Origin of the sequence: Corynebacterium sp. KPL2850 (genome assembly GCF_040225855.1) — a bacterium.
Taxonomy (GTDB): Bacteria; Actinomycetota; Actinomycetes; order Mycobacteriales; family Mycobacteriaceae; genus Corynebacterium.
Window position 1 is genome coordinate 14,100 of record NZ_JBEHFV010000028.1, and the last position, 13,429, is coordinate 27,528.

The window sequence follows — 13,429 nt, forward strand, 5'->3', positions numbered from 1 at the left end:
GCCAGAGATAATCGTTTATCTACCGTAGTCCAAACCAGCCCCCTTAACACACTTGAGGGGTTGAACTAGTGCAATGATAGTCCCTATGTCGGAACAGATCGATTCCCCCCGCCCTGTCGAAGTCGCCATCATCGGTGCAGGCCCCGCAGGAAGTGCCGCGGCCATCCATGCCGCCCGCGCTGGCTATGAGACTGTCCTCATTGATTCGTCCACCTTCCCCCGCGATAAAACCTGCGGCGATGGGCTCACCCCACGGGCAATGCACCAGCTAGATAAGCTCGGCATCACTGTTAACGCCTCCTACCGCAACCGCGGGCTTAAATTGCATGGCTACGGCGGGGACGTCACCGCCCCGTGGCCGCAGACCTATCCTTCCCAGGTGGGCACCGCCCTGCCGCGCTTTAGGCTCGATGCACAGCTGGTAGAGGCAGCCACTGCCGCAGGCGCGACGCTTATATCCGGTACCCCCGCGAGCGCCCCAGTCATGGAGGGCAACCGGGTGACCTCGTTTCGCATCGGTGAGCAGATTATTCAGCCGAAATGGCTCATCGTGGCCGATGGCGTGCGTTCTACTTTTGGCAAGCAATTGGGCCGCACCTGGCACCGCGATGAGGTCTATGGCATCGCCGCGCGCTCCTATGCCGCCTCCCCTCAGGCAACCGAGCCGTGGATGCACTCGCACGTGGAATTAAAAGATGAAGACGATTCCGTCCAGCCCGGCTACGGGTGGATTTTCCCGTTGGGTGCAGAGCTTGGCCAAGTCAATATCGGCGTCGGCGCGCTATCGACAGCACAGCGGCCGGCCAAGATTAATACCAAAAAGTTGCTCGAGTTCTACGCCGCCCAACAGCGCGCGGAGTGGGGACTTGGGGACATCGAACACGTCACCTCTGCCCTGCTGCCCATGGGCGGTGCGGTCTCTAATGTAGCGGGGGCCAATTGGATGCTCATTGGTGATGCCGCCGCTTGCGTCAACCCTTTAAACGGCGAGGGCATCGACTACGGCCTCGAGACCGCAGCGCTCGCGGTGGGCATGCTAGGGCCGAAGGATTTCACCCTCGCGTGGCCGGCCACCCTGCGCGAGCACTACGGCGAATCCTTCCTGCTCGCGCGCACGGCCGCCCGCCTATTGACCTACCCGCAATTCCTGCCCGTGGCGGGCCCATTGGCGTTGCGCGGGCCGGTGGGGCGCTTGCTGATGCCCGCCGCTGCGCGCCTTATGGGAAACCTCATCACGGAGGAGGACCGCGACCTTATCGCCCGCCTGTGGCGCACGGCGGGCCGCACCATTGGGGCCGTCCGGCGCGATACGCCCCTGTGGGCCTCCACCGCGGAGGTCTAGGAGGGCTGCAAGAGGTTTACTGTGGGGCATCGGCAAGCGGTTTTGTAGCCGAGTGCAAGGCGACGATGCCCAAAGAAAGGTTTTGCCAGCCCGCATCGGCCCAGCCGTTGCGGTTGATGGCCGCCGCCAACTCCTCTTGTCCAGGCCAAGCGCGGATGGATTCCGCGAGGTAAATATAGGCGTCCGGGTTGGAGGAGACCACGCGCGCAACCGGAGGCAGCAGGCGCATGAGGTATTCCTTGTACACGGTGCCGAATACCGGGACGATGGGGGTGGAAAATTCCGCCACCGCCAGGCGCCCGCCCGGCTTGGTCACGCGCGCCATTTCCCGAAGCCCCAGCTCGTAATCGTGGATATTGCGCAGTCCATAAGAGATGGTGACGGCGTCAAACGTATTATCCGCAAAGGGCAATTTCATACCATCGCCGGCCACCTTGGGCACGTCGCGCTCGCTTCCAGCTGCCAGCATGCCGCGCGAAAAATCGCAGGCTACGCACCACGCGCCGGATTTGGACAGCTCTTCAGTGGATACCGCGGTTCCGGCCGCGAGGTCAAGAACCTTCTCCCCCGGCTGCAGGTTAAGGCGCTCGCGGGTGCGCTTGCGCCAGCGCTTGTCCTGCCCAAAGGACAGGATGGTATTGGTGAGGTCGTATTTTTCGCCGACGGCGTCAAACATGCGCGCGACGTCGAAGGGCTTTTTATCCAGATCTGCCTTAGACACAAATGCCTAGTCTAGGCTACGCGCGCCCCAAGGGCACGAGCCGCCCACCGTGGCAGCTCCGGACGCTGCCCCAAAATGGTCAGCGGCACCCGGCGGGTATCTTCCAGCACCTCTTCGTAATAGCCCACCAGCTGCTCGCACAGCGCGGTCCACGTCTTCGAAGAAATGGATGCGCGGGCATTATCGCGCAGTTCGGAGTGCACCTCTGGGTTGAGGAGCGCATCGGCGGCATTGGGCAGGTCCTCGACAAAGCTATCCACGTCTAACAGCAGGCCGTTATAGCCTTCCTGGATAAGGTCCACGGGCCCTCCTGCCCGTGGGCCGATGGTGGGCACGCCAGAGGCTTGGGCCTCCTGGATGGACTGGCAGAAGGTTTCAAATTCGCCGGCGTGCACAAAGACATCAAGCGAGGCATAGGCCTGAGCTAGCTCCTCACCGCTCAGCGCGCCGGTAAACACGGCGTTGGGAAGCTGCGCCTCCAATAGCGGGCGTTCGGGTCCGTCACCAACAATGACCAGCTGAATATCCTCGCGGCCATTGAGCGCGGACAGGCGGTGCACGCCCTTTTCCGCGGCCAAGCGGCCGACGAAGCCGACGATGTTCTTCTTTCCGCTCCGGTCCCAGCTGCGCCGCAGGGTGGCAGAGCGCTTTTCGGGATGGAATAGCTCGGCATTGACGCCGCGGCCCCAGTGGCGCACGTGCTTGATGTGGTGCTTTTCCAAGTCCCGGATGGTCAGCGAGGACGGTGCCAAGGTCATCTGGCAGGAATTGTGGATGGTACGCAACCACTCCCACACGCCATAGGCCAAGGCGGAGGCGTGGTACTTGGTGGCGAACCCGGCGACATCGGTTTGATAGAGCGCCACTGCCGGAATGCGCTGTTGGCGGGCCGAAAATGCGCCCGCCGCACCCAGCACGAACGGGCTGGCTAGGTGGATGATATCGGGCTTAAACTTCCGCAGCGCGTCATCCACGGCCGTGGTAGGCACGCCCACCGGCAGCGAATCCACCAGCGGCACGCGCACGGTGGGCACCCGGTAGATGGGAAAGCCCAAGTAATCAGGGATTTCTTCTTGACCCTCGCGGGCACCGGGGGCGATGACAATCGCATCGTGTCCGGTTTCGTGCAGGTGCTCTAAAACGCGCAGCACCGAGTTTGTCACGCCATTGACATTAGGGAGGAACGATTCGGCCACGATTGCAACTCGCATGCCACCATAATGGCTTATTTTTCTCGGCCTTTGGTGAATCCAATGAAAAATCTAGGTAAATTATTTTTCAGCGGGTTTTTCAGCGCGGCGGGTGGTCAGGTTAATGAGCCGCCACAAACCCACGGCGGCAAGCGTCGACACGATGGCCACGGACAGCGCCGGTATGACCGCCAAGGTCCATTCGCGGCCTTCTACCTTCACCAAATCCGGATTATCCTCGGCGTACTGCACCCACACCTGCTGGCCCTCACCCAGGTCGGTGGGATAGAGCAATCCTTGCCGCGGGGAATGATAGATCCCGTCACTATCTTGAAAATCCACGGTGGTGCGCAGCACGCCGACGTCCTTGACCGTTGCCAAGGCCCGGCTAGGCTGCGCGGAAATGGCGCGGTCATTGAGGAATGGCCCCACCACGAGGCCCACCCAGCCCACGATCAGCGCCACATAGACGGCCAGCACGAGCTGGTGCAGCCGGCGCCGAAACACCGCGGGCGTATAGCGCGGGGCCACTTACTGGCCCACCTTATGCGTGAGCTTATCCTGCAGCGCCCGGCGCGTGGCACGGGTGGTCTGCGCTTCTACGATGGTGATGCCCGTGGAGTATTCCTTAAGCTCTGCCAGGGTATCCAGCAGCTCCTGCGGGGTGGTCACCAAGCGGTAATCGGCGCCATACGCCTCTGCCAGCTTGCCGATGCCCACCCCATGCGGCGTTCCAAAGGCCGGCTCGAAGGCATCGCGAAGCGCGGGCGCGCCTTGTTCCAGGGTTTCGAAGATGCCGCCGCCGTTGTCATTGGCCACCACGATGGTGAGGTTTTCCGGCCGCGGCTGGTCCTCTGGGATCAGCAGCCCATTGGCATCGTGCAGGAAGGTCACATCCCCTACCAATGCCATCACGCGTGGGGCGCGCCAATTGGTGGGATCCAACGATTGCGTGGCCAGGGCGACACCGATGGCTTGGGAGACGGTGCCATCGATGCCCGCCACCCCGCGCGGGGCGTAGGTATCCACGCCGTCAAAGGGCAGCCCGATGAGGGAGGCATCGCGCACTGGATTCGAGGCGCCGAGTACCACCGTGTCATTGACCGCGAGCGTATCGCCTACCGCCGCCGCTACGTGCAGGCCGGTGAACCCGAGTTCTTCATCCTCCAGGGTTGTGCGCACGGCCTCGCCGGCCATGTCGGTCGCTCCTTGGCAGATCTTGAGCCACTCGCGGCTTGGCTCCCCGGTGGTCTTGACGGTGGTGCCAAGGCGCGCGTTATCCCCGCGCTGGTTGGTAAAGTCCGCCGTGCGCGAGAGCACCACCAGCTCGATATCCGGGTCATTCATCAGCGCAAGCACGCCGCGGTGCAGCGTGGGATGGCCCACCACGATGACCTGCTCGACCTTGGTATTGACCACGTAGTCATTCGCGGAGACCTGCGCCTTGCGGAAAATATGCGCCGCAGCCGGGTGCACGGGGTGGAACGGCCCCGGCGCGGAGGGCTCCGCGATGGTCGGCACGTCTTCTAAGCCCTCGACCTCCCAGGCCTCATCGCCGGCGATAACAAGGGTATTTTTGCTCAAGTCCACCGCGACCTCGCCGTGGTCATAAAACCGCGGGGTGGCCGCGCGGGTGCCATCGCCACCTACCCGCTCCGGCAGGCTATCTCCTACCAGGGGTGCGTCAAAGGCGATATTGATGTGTACCTGGAGGTCGCGCTCAAACCGCTCTGCAATGGCGGCGATATCCTCTTCCGCATTGACCTGGGTGGTATCCGCATAGACGCCGAAGATGCCATCTTGCACGATGGTTTGGGAGGCACCGGTGCCGATTAGCCGCTCCGGGCGGTCCGCGCTGATTATGGCCAGCGGGGTATGCGAATAGTGCGCCTCAACCACCGCGGGCAGCGTATTGGCCACGGCCGTGCCGGAGGTCATCACCACCCCGACGTGGCGGTGCTGCACGCGCGCCATGCCCAAGGCAGTAAACGCGGCGCCGCGCTCATCAATGCGCGTATGCACCCGGATATCCTCGCGCGCGAGGAGCGCGAGCGACAGCGGTGCGTTGCGGGATCCCGGGCACAGCACCACATCGGTAAGGTGGCGCGCCAATTGGGCGGCCACCTGTTCAGCCAGCTGCATCGATTCATTCATGCTGCCAGATTTTACCTACTGCGGCGCAGCGGCCGGCAATCGCGCCGCGCCGCCGCCTTGCCTATAGCCGGTACCGCTGGTTAGCCCTGCTGCTGGTTGCCGCCATTGCCAAAGAGATCCCGCAAGAGGCGCTCCACGTCAAGGTCATCGCCTTCTTCCAGGCGGTCCTGGATTTCCGGTGGCAGCTCGGTAGGAATATCTTCGGGGAGATCGTCTTGCAGATTCGGCAGATTGCGCAGGCGCTCAGAAATGCCTGGGCCCGCATCCTCGGTCTCGGTCACTGTGGTGGGCACCTGCGTGGTGGTGGTTTCCGTCACCGGTTCTGGCGCGGGCTTATCGGCATCGCTCGCGGCATTGCGCCACAAGAAGAACAGGGCGCCCGCCGCCAGGATGGCAACGACGGCGATGGCGGCAAAGACCCCGGCCATCCCGCCGTTTTTCTTCTTTCCCCTGCCGCGCTGGTCCGGGTCATAGTCCGACGGCACCGGCTCATACTGCTGCTGGGCGTATTGTTGCTGGCCATACTGCCCACCGGGCTGCTGATAGTTTTGTTGGTAATTCTGCTGGTAATCGGCGTTCGCGTCGAATTGCCGCGTCTCATTCTGCGGCTGCTGCGCGCCCGGGAAATACTGCTGCGGGCGCTGGTTGCGGGCATTACCGCCCGCATTATCTGGAACGCGGCCTATCTGGCGCGTGGCATCCTCGGCGGGGCCAGACCACTGGCGGGTCTCGTCAGTGCCGCGGTCCTCATTATGAGAGCCTTTTCGGCCATTGGAACCGTTTTCACCAAAGCCATTATTTGTCATGCCTACCAGCTGTACCTCATTTTCCTGTGAGATCCCAGAGAATTTCCCAGATGCCAGCGTTGAACCGGAGGGAGAGGATGCTAGCTCTGAGGCTGACGTGCCCGCAGCGCCCTACCGGTCGCGGTATCTTCTGCGGCCAGCTGGCTTGGGGTGGCATCCGCGATGATCTGCCCACCATCCGCACCGGCGCCAGGACCCATCTCGATGATCCGGTCCGCGCTCGCCAGAACGTTGAGATCGTGTTCGATGACGATCACGGTATGCCCGGCATCGACGAGCTTGTGCAGCTCCGCATTGAGAAGGGCAATATCGGCCGGGTGCAGGCCGGTGGTGGGCTCATCCAGCATGTAGACCGTGTGCCCGCGCCGCGAATTGCGGGAGCGCTGCAGCTCCGTGGCGAGCTTGATGCGCTGCGCCTCGCCGCCGGAAAGCTCCGGCGCGCCTTGCCCCAAGCGAAGGTAGCCCAGGCCCACGGCCTGCAGCGTGGCGATGGCGCGGTGGATCTTTGGTTCCTCGGCAAAGAACTCGGCGGCCTCATCCACGGTAAGCTCCAGCACCTCTGCGATGCTGCGCCCGTGCCAGGTCACCTCGAGGGTCTCATCGTTGAAGCGGGCACCGCCGCATTGCGGGCAGGTGGTATAAGAACCTGGCAAAAAGACCAGCTCAACCTCGATTTTTCCGGCGCCACCGCAGGTGGGGCACTGACCCTGCTTGACGTTGTAGGAAAAGCGCGAGACCGTCCACTTGCGCTCCTTGGCCTCCGGGGTGGAGGCAAAGAGCTTGCGCACGTTATCGAAAAGGCCGGTATAGGTGGCCAGCGTGGAACGCGGGGTGCGGCCGATGGGCTTTTGGGAAATCTGCACCAGACGGGAGACCTTATCCAGGCCCTCTACCCCTGCAAGCGAGAACTCGTGGCCGCCCTCGTCCGCATCGTCTTTATCCTCATCGGCCACGGCGGTGGCGGATTCCTTGAGGGTTTCTGCCAGCACGGTGCTCACCAGCGTCGACTTGCCCGAGCCCGATACACCTGCCACAGCGGTAAATTGCCCCAGGCCAAAGTCCACATCGAGCCCGTCTATACTGCGCGCAGAAATGCCGCGGAGGCGGAGTTGGTTGGAGGGGGTACGGGGGGCATCGGCAAGCGCGAGCTCACGCTGCGCCAAGGCACGGGCGGTGGGGGTATCGGCGTCGTAGTCCTGGACCGGCCCGGAATAGACCACCTTGCCGCCGCCCTCGCCGGCGTGGGGGCCAACGTCCACGAGCCAATCCGCCTGGGCCACCAGATCCATATCGTGTTCCACGAGCAGCACCGAATTGCCGGCGGAGATGAACCGGCGGCACATCTCCAACACCGCCCCGCGCTCATCGGGGTGCAGGCCGGCGGACGGCTCGTCGAGCACGTAGGCCACGCCAAAGAGGCCGGAACGCAGCTGGGCGGCGAGCCGAATGCGCTGCAATTCACCCGCCGAAAGGCTCTGGGTGGGCCGGTCCAGGCTGAGGTGCGCCAGACCCAGCTCCAAGGCGGAGGTCAGCGCCGGCAGCACCTGTTTAAGCAGCAGATCCTCAGCGGAGTTTTCCTCCGGTTCCTGCGCGCTGAGCACCTCATAGACCTGGTCCAGCGGCAGCGCGCCCAGCTTGTCGATGCTCATGCCCGCATACGTCACCTTGAGCGCCCGCGGGTTCAACCGCCGGCCGTGGCAGGTATCGCACTCGCGGGATTCCATGAAGGACAACGTGCGCTTGCGCAGCGATTCCGATTGGGTCTCCTGCAGCGTCTTGGTGAGGTAGCCGGCTACCGAGCGCCACGTGCCCTCATAATTGCGCTGAATCTGGTCCGCACCGCGCAGCGGTTTTACGGTGACCACGGGGCGTTCTTCGGTAAATAGGATCCAGTCGCGGTCTTCCTGCGGCAGGTCTTGCCAAGGCGAATCCAGGTCATAGCCCAAGTTCATGAGGATATCGTGGAAATTCTTCCCCGCCCACGCACCGGGCCAGGCCTTAATGGCGCCCCCTTCAATAGACAAGGTGGGATCTGGCACCATCGATTGCTCGGTGGGCTCGTGCACCACACCCGCGCCCTGGCACTGCGGGCACATGCCCTCAGGGGTATTCGGCGAAAATGCATCCGAGTAGAGGTCCTCAGGGTTATCCCCGGCGCGCGAGTACAACAGGCGCACGCTATTAGATAGCGCGGAGACCGTGCCCACGGTGGAGCGCGCCCCGCCGCCGGAGGTGGATTGCTGCAGCGCCACCGTGGGCGGCAAGCCCTCCACCTGGCTGACCTGTGGATCCACCGCGGAGCTAATGAGGCGGCGCGCAAACGGCGCCACCGATTCGAGGTAGCGGCGCTGCCCTTCCCCGTGGATCGTGCCAAAGGCCAGGGAGGATTTTCCGGAACCGGATACTCCCGTCACCGCCACGAGTTGGCCGCGCGGCATATCCACATCGACATTGCGCAGGTTGTGTAAGTGGGCATCGCGAACCTTAATTGTCATGTCCGCGATCTTACCCGCGCACCAGCTTCCTAAGGCAACGATTCAGCCCTTCACCCCCGCGCTCACGTGCCTACCGCTCTGTCTACTATTCCGCCTGCCCAAGAATTAATTTCACGCCCGCCCGAGATATTCCGGCTGGCGAGCGCGCCCTGCCACCGCCGAGCCGCAGCCGGTACATATTTAGCCAGCGCCCCAACTGATAGACTTCATTGTCTATTATGACAATTCCGCTTGGTCTATAAGCTAGAAGGTAGGGCTCCGCGTTGACCGATAACACTTCATCCATCGCGCTGATAGGACTTGGCCCCCGCGGCATTTCCGTCCTCGAGCGCCTCGTGGCACAACTCAATACCGTCTCTCACCCGCCAGAAAAGCTGACACTGCACCTTATCGATGACGCGCAGCATGGCGGCGGCAAGATTTGGGATATCAACCAGCCCAAGTACCTGTGCATGAATACCTTCGCGCACGGCATGACGCTGTTTTCTGAACCCGGCTCTACCGTGGAGGCCCCGGTGGTAGAAGGTCCCACCATCTACGAGTGGATCCGCCTGACGCTTGGCGATGCCACCGTTCCCACCGGCGCCCGCGATTACGTCGCCGCCCACCCGCTCGATCCGCAGGTGCTTGAGGAATTCGGCCGCGCAGAGCTGGAGAAATTGCGGCCCGAATCCTATTTGCCGCGTGCGCTCTACGGCCACTACATCCTGTGGGTCTTCCGCTCCGTCTTGCAGGACGTACCGGAGTGGGTAGAGGTCAAGCAACACCACGCCCGCGTGGTGGATATTGAATCCCGCGATGGCGCGGATATTTTGTACCTCAATAACGACACCACCGTTGAGGCCGGCTCCACCTTGGCGGTCACCGGCTGGCAAAACCAGGGCTATACCGAAAACGAGCGGTGGATTTTAAAGACCTTGGAAGATAACCCCAGCCTGCGCTGGATCCGCGCCGATAACCCCATTGACCAGGGTGTTGACTCCATCAAGGACAATGAGAAGGTCCTCGTGCGCGGCCTTGGCATGGGCTTTTTCGATATCCTCATCCTCTCCACTGTGGGCCGCGGCGGTAAGTTCGTCGAGGATTCCTCCAAGCCTTGGGGCATGCGCTATGAGGCCACTGGTACCGAGCCCACCTTTGCGGCCGCATCCCGGCGCGGCTATCCCTTCCTGCCGCAATCCGATGAAGGCTCCTTGCCACCAGCCGCGGAGATCCCGCGGTTAAAGAAGGTCGTCGCCGAGCTATCCCACCGCACGGGCGCGCGCTCCATCAACTATGACACCGAGGTATGGCCGGCGGTTGCCCGCGATGCCTACCAGGCCTATATCGATACCCTCGCCCGCGTCGAGCCGGAGAGCCTGCGCGCCTCCCGCGAGGAGATCATCGCCGCCCTCGATGCCACCCCGGTAGATGCTGGCGTGGCCTATAACGGCCTGGCCCAGCTCGATGAAGTCATTGCACGCTATACCACCAAGGATTTCAGCCTGCTGCGCTGGATGCATCTGCTCACGAAGGATTTTTCCAACCAACAGGAGCTCACCGAGCACATCGCGCAGAGCCTGTACGAGGACCTGGCAGAGGCCCAGAAGGGTCCGGATAGCCCGGTGCGCGCCGCCTTGTGGTCGGTCGGTTTCTCCCGCAAACCCACCCAGGTGCTGGGCGCCGAGGGCCGCTATACCCTGGAGTCGCGCCACCACATGTTCGATAAGGCCATCTCCTTGGGTCAGACCACCTGCTCCGGCCCGCCGCCCTTCCGCACGCAGCAATTGCTGGCGCTTGTCGATGCCGGCATTGTCAGCTTCGTCGGCGGCAACCCCGTCCTGGGCACGAATGCCGACGCCGGCGAATGGACCATCAGCTCCAGTGCATCTGGCGGCAAGCGCATCCCGGGCACGACGCTTCTCGATGCCTGGGTGCACAAGCCCGATATCCGCCGCACCCCGCACGATTCCTTCATGCACTCCCTCGTGGAATCCGGGCGCGTGCGCGCGTTTACGGAAACCGCCAGCGACGGCATCGAGGTACCCACCGGCTCGCCCGCCGAAGACCCCGATACCCGCCAGGTCCACAATGCCGACGGCACCGTGGATGAGCGCCTGCACCTCGTAGGAATCCCCGCCCACGCTGAGTACCCGGATACCACCCTGGCCCCGCCGATTCCCGACACCGATTCGTGGTTCATCCAGGAGGCCGATAAGGCCGCCGTGCACGCGGCCCAGGTAGCACTCGCGGGGCAAGCGTAGCTAGCAGCGAGGGGGCAGGCAACCGCCTGCCCATTACGCTGTTAGCAGTTCCGTTCAGAGGAGCCCAGGATTCATACTCCTAGCCCCATGCTGGGGCAGGTTATGTTTATCTGCGTTCGGACCTGACCCCCATTTGGTGGACACCTGATATCCAGCCCAGTCGGACTGGGAAGAAAGGTAATCTACCATCATGTCCAGGTATTCCGAACAGTTCAAACGCGATGCCGTGGCCCTCTATGAAAACAATGAGAACCTCTCGCTGAACTCAGCATTAGCCGAGCTCGGCATCAATCGAGTTTCGCTGCATTCTTGGGTCAAGAAATACGGCACGGGCAAACGTGCCCGCATAAAAGCCGTGCATGAGAAAGCCCAAGCGGCGAATGATTCTGCGCGAATCCGCCAGTGAGACAAAAGAAAACGCAAAACTGCGCGAAGAACGCGACATTCTGCGTAAGGCCGCGAAATATTTTGCCGAAGAGACACGCTGGTGATCCTCTTCCAGTTTGTCGATGACCACCGAACCGAGTACTCGGTCAAGCGGATGTGCCACGTGTTAAAGCTGAATCGTTCCTCGTTTTACAAGTGGGTGAGCACCCGTAAAAAACGCAGGTTAAAGATGTGTTCCGATGCCCTTATTGGTGCAAGAATAAAGACCATCTTTGAAGTGTCCCAGGTTTTGTTCCGTTTGAGTAGATGGGAAAATCTGGAATATGCCAAGAAAATTTGACCAGGATGCAAAGGACCGTGTGGTCCGTCTCGTGGAAGACCGCATCTTGGCAGAAAATATGTCGATGCACCCCGCGTGCCAGGCAGTAGCCCCAAAGCTGGGGGTTTCATGGCACACGGCTCGTCAATGGACTTAAGCCTGCCCGCCGTTCGGGAAACATCCCAGAACCTGTGTGTGAAGATTTGGCCGCCGAAAATGCCAGGCTGCGCCGTGAAAATCACCAGCTACGCGATACTAATGAGCTGCTGAAGGCTGCCTCAGCTTTTTCGCCTCATGACTCGACCCGAAACGTTAAGAAATGATCCGGTTCATCGATGAATACCGGAATTATTTCTCTGTCGAGTTCATTTGCAAGACGTTGAAAAATAGCCGAACTGGTGGGTTTATCACCTCGCGTGGGTATCGCCAGTCAAAGGCCCGTGGATTAAGTGCTCGTCGCCTTCGTGATGCTGTTCTGGTTGAACGCATTAGTGCTGTTCATAGAGATAATTACGGTGTCTTAGGTGTGCGGAAAATGTGGCATGCTCTTAACCGTGAAGGAATCGATATCGGTCGTGAACAAACCGCCCGGCTGATGCGCCTGGCCGGTGTTTCTGGCAAAGGCAAAGGCGGATCACCTATTACAACCCGAAAAGCTAGCGTGCCTGATCTGCGCCCGGACTTGGTTGAGCGTGAATTCAAAGTTCAAGGCCTAAAATAAACTGTGGGTGGCCGACATTACATATGTGCGCACGAAGAAAGGCTTTGTGTATGCCGCGTTTGTCACCGACGTTTACTCCCGACGGATCGTTGGGTGGGCGTTATCAGATTCGATGCGCACCGAAGCACTGCCGCTGCAAACTCTCAACCAGGCAACCCAAGTGTGCTGAGGAAACAACAGGTCTCATTCACCATTCGGATCACGGATCGCAGTATGTCAGCGTGGTCTACAACGAGCGACTTGCCCAGCATGGCATTGACGCTTCCACCGGAAGTGTCGGTGACTTATATGACAATGCTCTGGCTGAAAACGTTAACGGCCCCTCACAAGAACGAGTTGATTCATACCCGCAGGTGGGATGACGTTGTCGAGGTAGAAATCGCGACGTTCGAGTGGGTGTCATGGTGGAACGAGACAAGGCTCCACCAAAGCTTGGGATACCGAACCCCGGTCGAGGTCGAAACCGAGTTTTGGAAGCAGAACCCGCCACAGGCAATAATAGAAATCAAGGCAAATGCCTAGGAACAAAACTCGGGGCACTTCACTTCCCGGCACAACAAGGTCAAATTTTTCTTGGCTACATTCCCGGAGTAGGGCCAGGGCCCATGGATCGGAAATGCTCCCGTCTTCGTTAGCTGAGATGGCATACGGCGGGTTAGCAGTAGCAACCTCTACGTCCCTTTTTGGCGCAGGGTTGCCACCAGATCGGCGCCACTTGAAGAATCATCAACTACTAATATTTTCATTTTTCCGTGTTCCCCACATTGCTTGGCTTATGGTTATTGCCACAATGAGCATCAACAAAGTTAACTGAATTGGTTCGACTTGAGAGCCCAATGCCACCTCGGTAGCCATCACCACGGCCGGAAGGGCCGCGATGATCAGTGCCGAGATGAAAGGCGGCGCTAAGGTAATTCCCCACTGCAAGAGCAGGATAGGAAAAGTAATGCACATCACCGATAGCAGGACGATTGAGAGAGTGTCTAATGGTTTGTGTGTGGGAACCTAACCCGCATAAGGAGATGAACCAGAATGACTACTATGGCGAGAC

The 13,429-nt window shown here is 61.0% G+C and carries 11 protein-coding genes and 3 pseudogenes; 8 read left to right on the forward strand and 6 right to left on the reverse strand.

The features are described 5' to 3' along the window. Positions 1–73 precede the first annotated feature (73 nt). Positions 74–1,342: a geranylgeranyl reductase family protein gene (locus tag ABRP93_RS09420; protein ID WP_349887759.1), complete on the forward strand. Its 1,269-nt coding sequence runs from the start codon at positions 74–76 to the stop codon at positions 1,340–1,342. Between the two features lie 16 nt (positions 1,343–1,358). Here the strand turns inward: ABRP93_RS09420 and ABRP93_RS09425 are convergent, their stop codons facing one another. The 6 genes from ABRP93_RS09425 to ABRP93_RS09450 form a co-directional block, all read right to left on the reverse strand. Beyond that, positions 1,359–2,063, reverse strand: a complete 705-nt coding sequence (locus tag ABRP93_RS09425) for a demethylmenaquinone methyltransferase (RefSeq protein ID WP_349887760.1) — start codon at positions 2,061–2,063, stop codon at positions 1,359–1,361. Positions 2,064–2,074: 11 nt separating this feature from the next. After that, positions 2,075–3,274 carry a glycosyltransferase family 4 protein gene (locus ABRP93_RS09430; RefSeq protein WP_349887761.1) on the reverse strand — a complete coding sequence of 400 codons (1,200 nt, stop codon included), beginning with the start codon at positions 3,272–3,274 and terminating at the stop codon, positions 2,075–2,077. Between the two features lie 60 nt (positions 3,275–3,334). Beyond that, positions 3,335–3,784 (reverse strand): DUF3592 domain-containing protein, encoded by a 450-nt coding sequence (locus ABRP93_RS09435; protein WP_349887762.1) that lies wholly within the window; start codon positions 3,782–3,784, stop codon positions 3,335–3,337. Further along, on the reverse strand, positions 3,785–5,407 hold the full coding sequence (gene menD, locus ABRP93_RS09440) for a 2-succinyl-5-enolpyruvyl-6-hydroxy-3-cyclohexene-1-carboxylic-acid synthase (RefSeq protein ID WP_349887763.1): 1,623 nt from the start codon (positions 5,405–5,407) through the stop codon (positions 3,785–3,787). 80 nt (positions 5,408–5,487) lie between these two features. Beyond that, entirely contained in the window at positions 5,488–6,213 is a 726-nt protein-coding gene (locus ABRP93_RS09445; RefSeq protein ID WP_349887764.1) for a hypothetical protein, read from the reverse strand. Between the two features lie 80 nt (positions 6,214–6,293). Continuing rightward, positions 6,294–8,708, reverse strand: coding sequence for an excinuclease ABC subunit UvrA (locus tag ABRP93_RS09450; protein WP_349887765.1), 2,415 nt, complete (start codon positions 8,706–8,708; stop codon positions 6,294–6,296). A 263-nt stretch (positions 8,709–8,971) separates the two neighbouring features. Here ABRP93_RS09450 and ABRP93_RS09455 point away from each other — a divergent pair, with 263 nt between their 5' ends. The 7 genes and pseudogenes from ABRP93_RS09455 to ABRP93_RS09480 all read left to right on the forward strand — a co-directional run bounded on the left by ABRP93_RS09455 (position 8,972) and on the right by ABRP93_RS09480 (position 12,900). Beyond that, positions 8,972–10,951, forward strand: a complete 1,980-nt coding sequence (locus tag ABRP93_RS09455) for an FAD/NAD(P)-binding protein (protein WP_349887766.1) — start codon at positions 8,972–8,974, stop codon at positions 10,949–10,951. A gap of 190 nt (positions 10,952–11,141) precedes the next feature. Then, positions 11,142–11,289: pseudogene (locus ABRP93_RS09460) on the forward strand (transposase); the annotation flags it as partial. 66 nt (positions 11,290–11,355) lie between these two features. Then, positions 11,356–11,541 (forward strand): annotated as a pseudogene (locus ABRP93_RS11715) (IS3-like element IS3502 family transposase); the annotation flags it as partial. A 74-nt stretch (positions 11,542–11,615) separates the two neighbouring features. After that, positions 11,616–11,814: pseudogene (locus tag ABRP93_RS09465) on the forward strand (hypothetical protein). A gap of 162 nt (positions 11,815–11,976) precedes the next feature. Further along, positions 11,977–12,378 (forward strand): IS3 family transposase, encoded by a 402-nt coding sequence (locus ABRP93_RS09470; protein ID WP_349887768.1) that lies wholly within the window; start codon positions 11,977–11,979, stop codon positions 12,376–12,378. Positions 12,379–12,424: 46 nt separating this feature from the next. After that, on the forward strand, positions 12,425–12,547 hold the full coding sequence (locus ABRP93_RS09475) for a hypothetical protein (protein ID WP_349887769.1): 123 nt from the start codon (positions 12,425–12,427) through the stop codon (positions 12,545–12,547). 125 nt (positions 12,548–12,672) lie between these two features. Continuing rightward, complete coding sequence (locus ABRP93_RS09480) at positions 12,673–12,900, forward strand: integrase core domain-containing protein (protein WP_232207993.1); 228 nt, start codon at positions 12,673–12,675, stop codon at positions 12,898–12,900. Positions 12,901–13,429 lie beyond the last annotated feature (529 nt).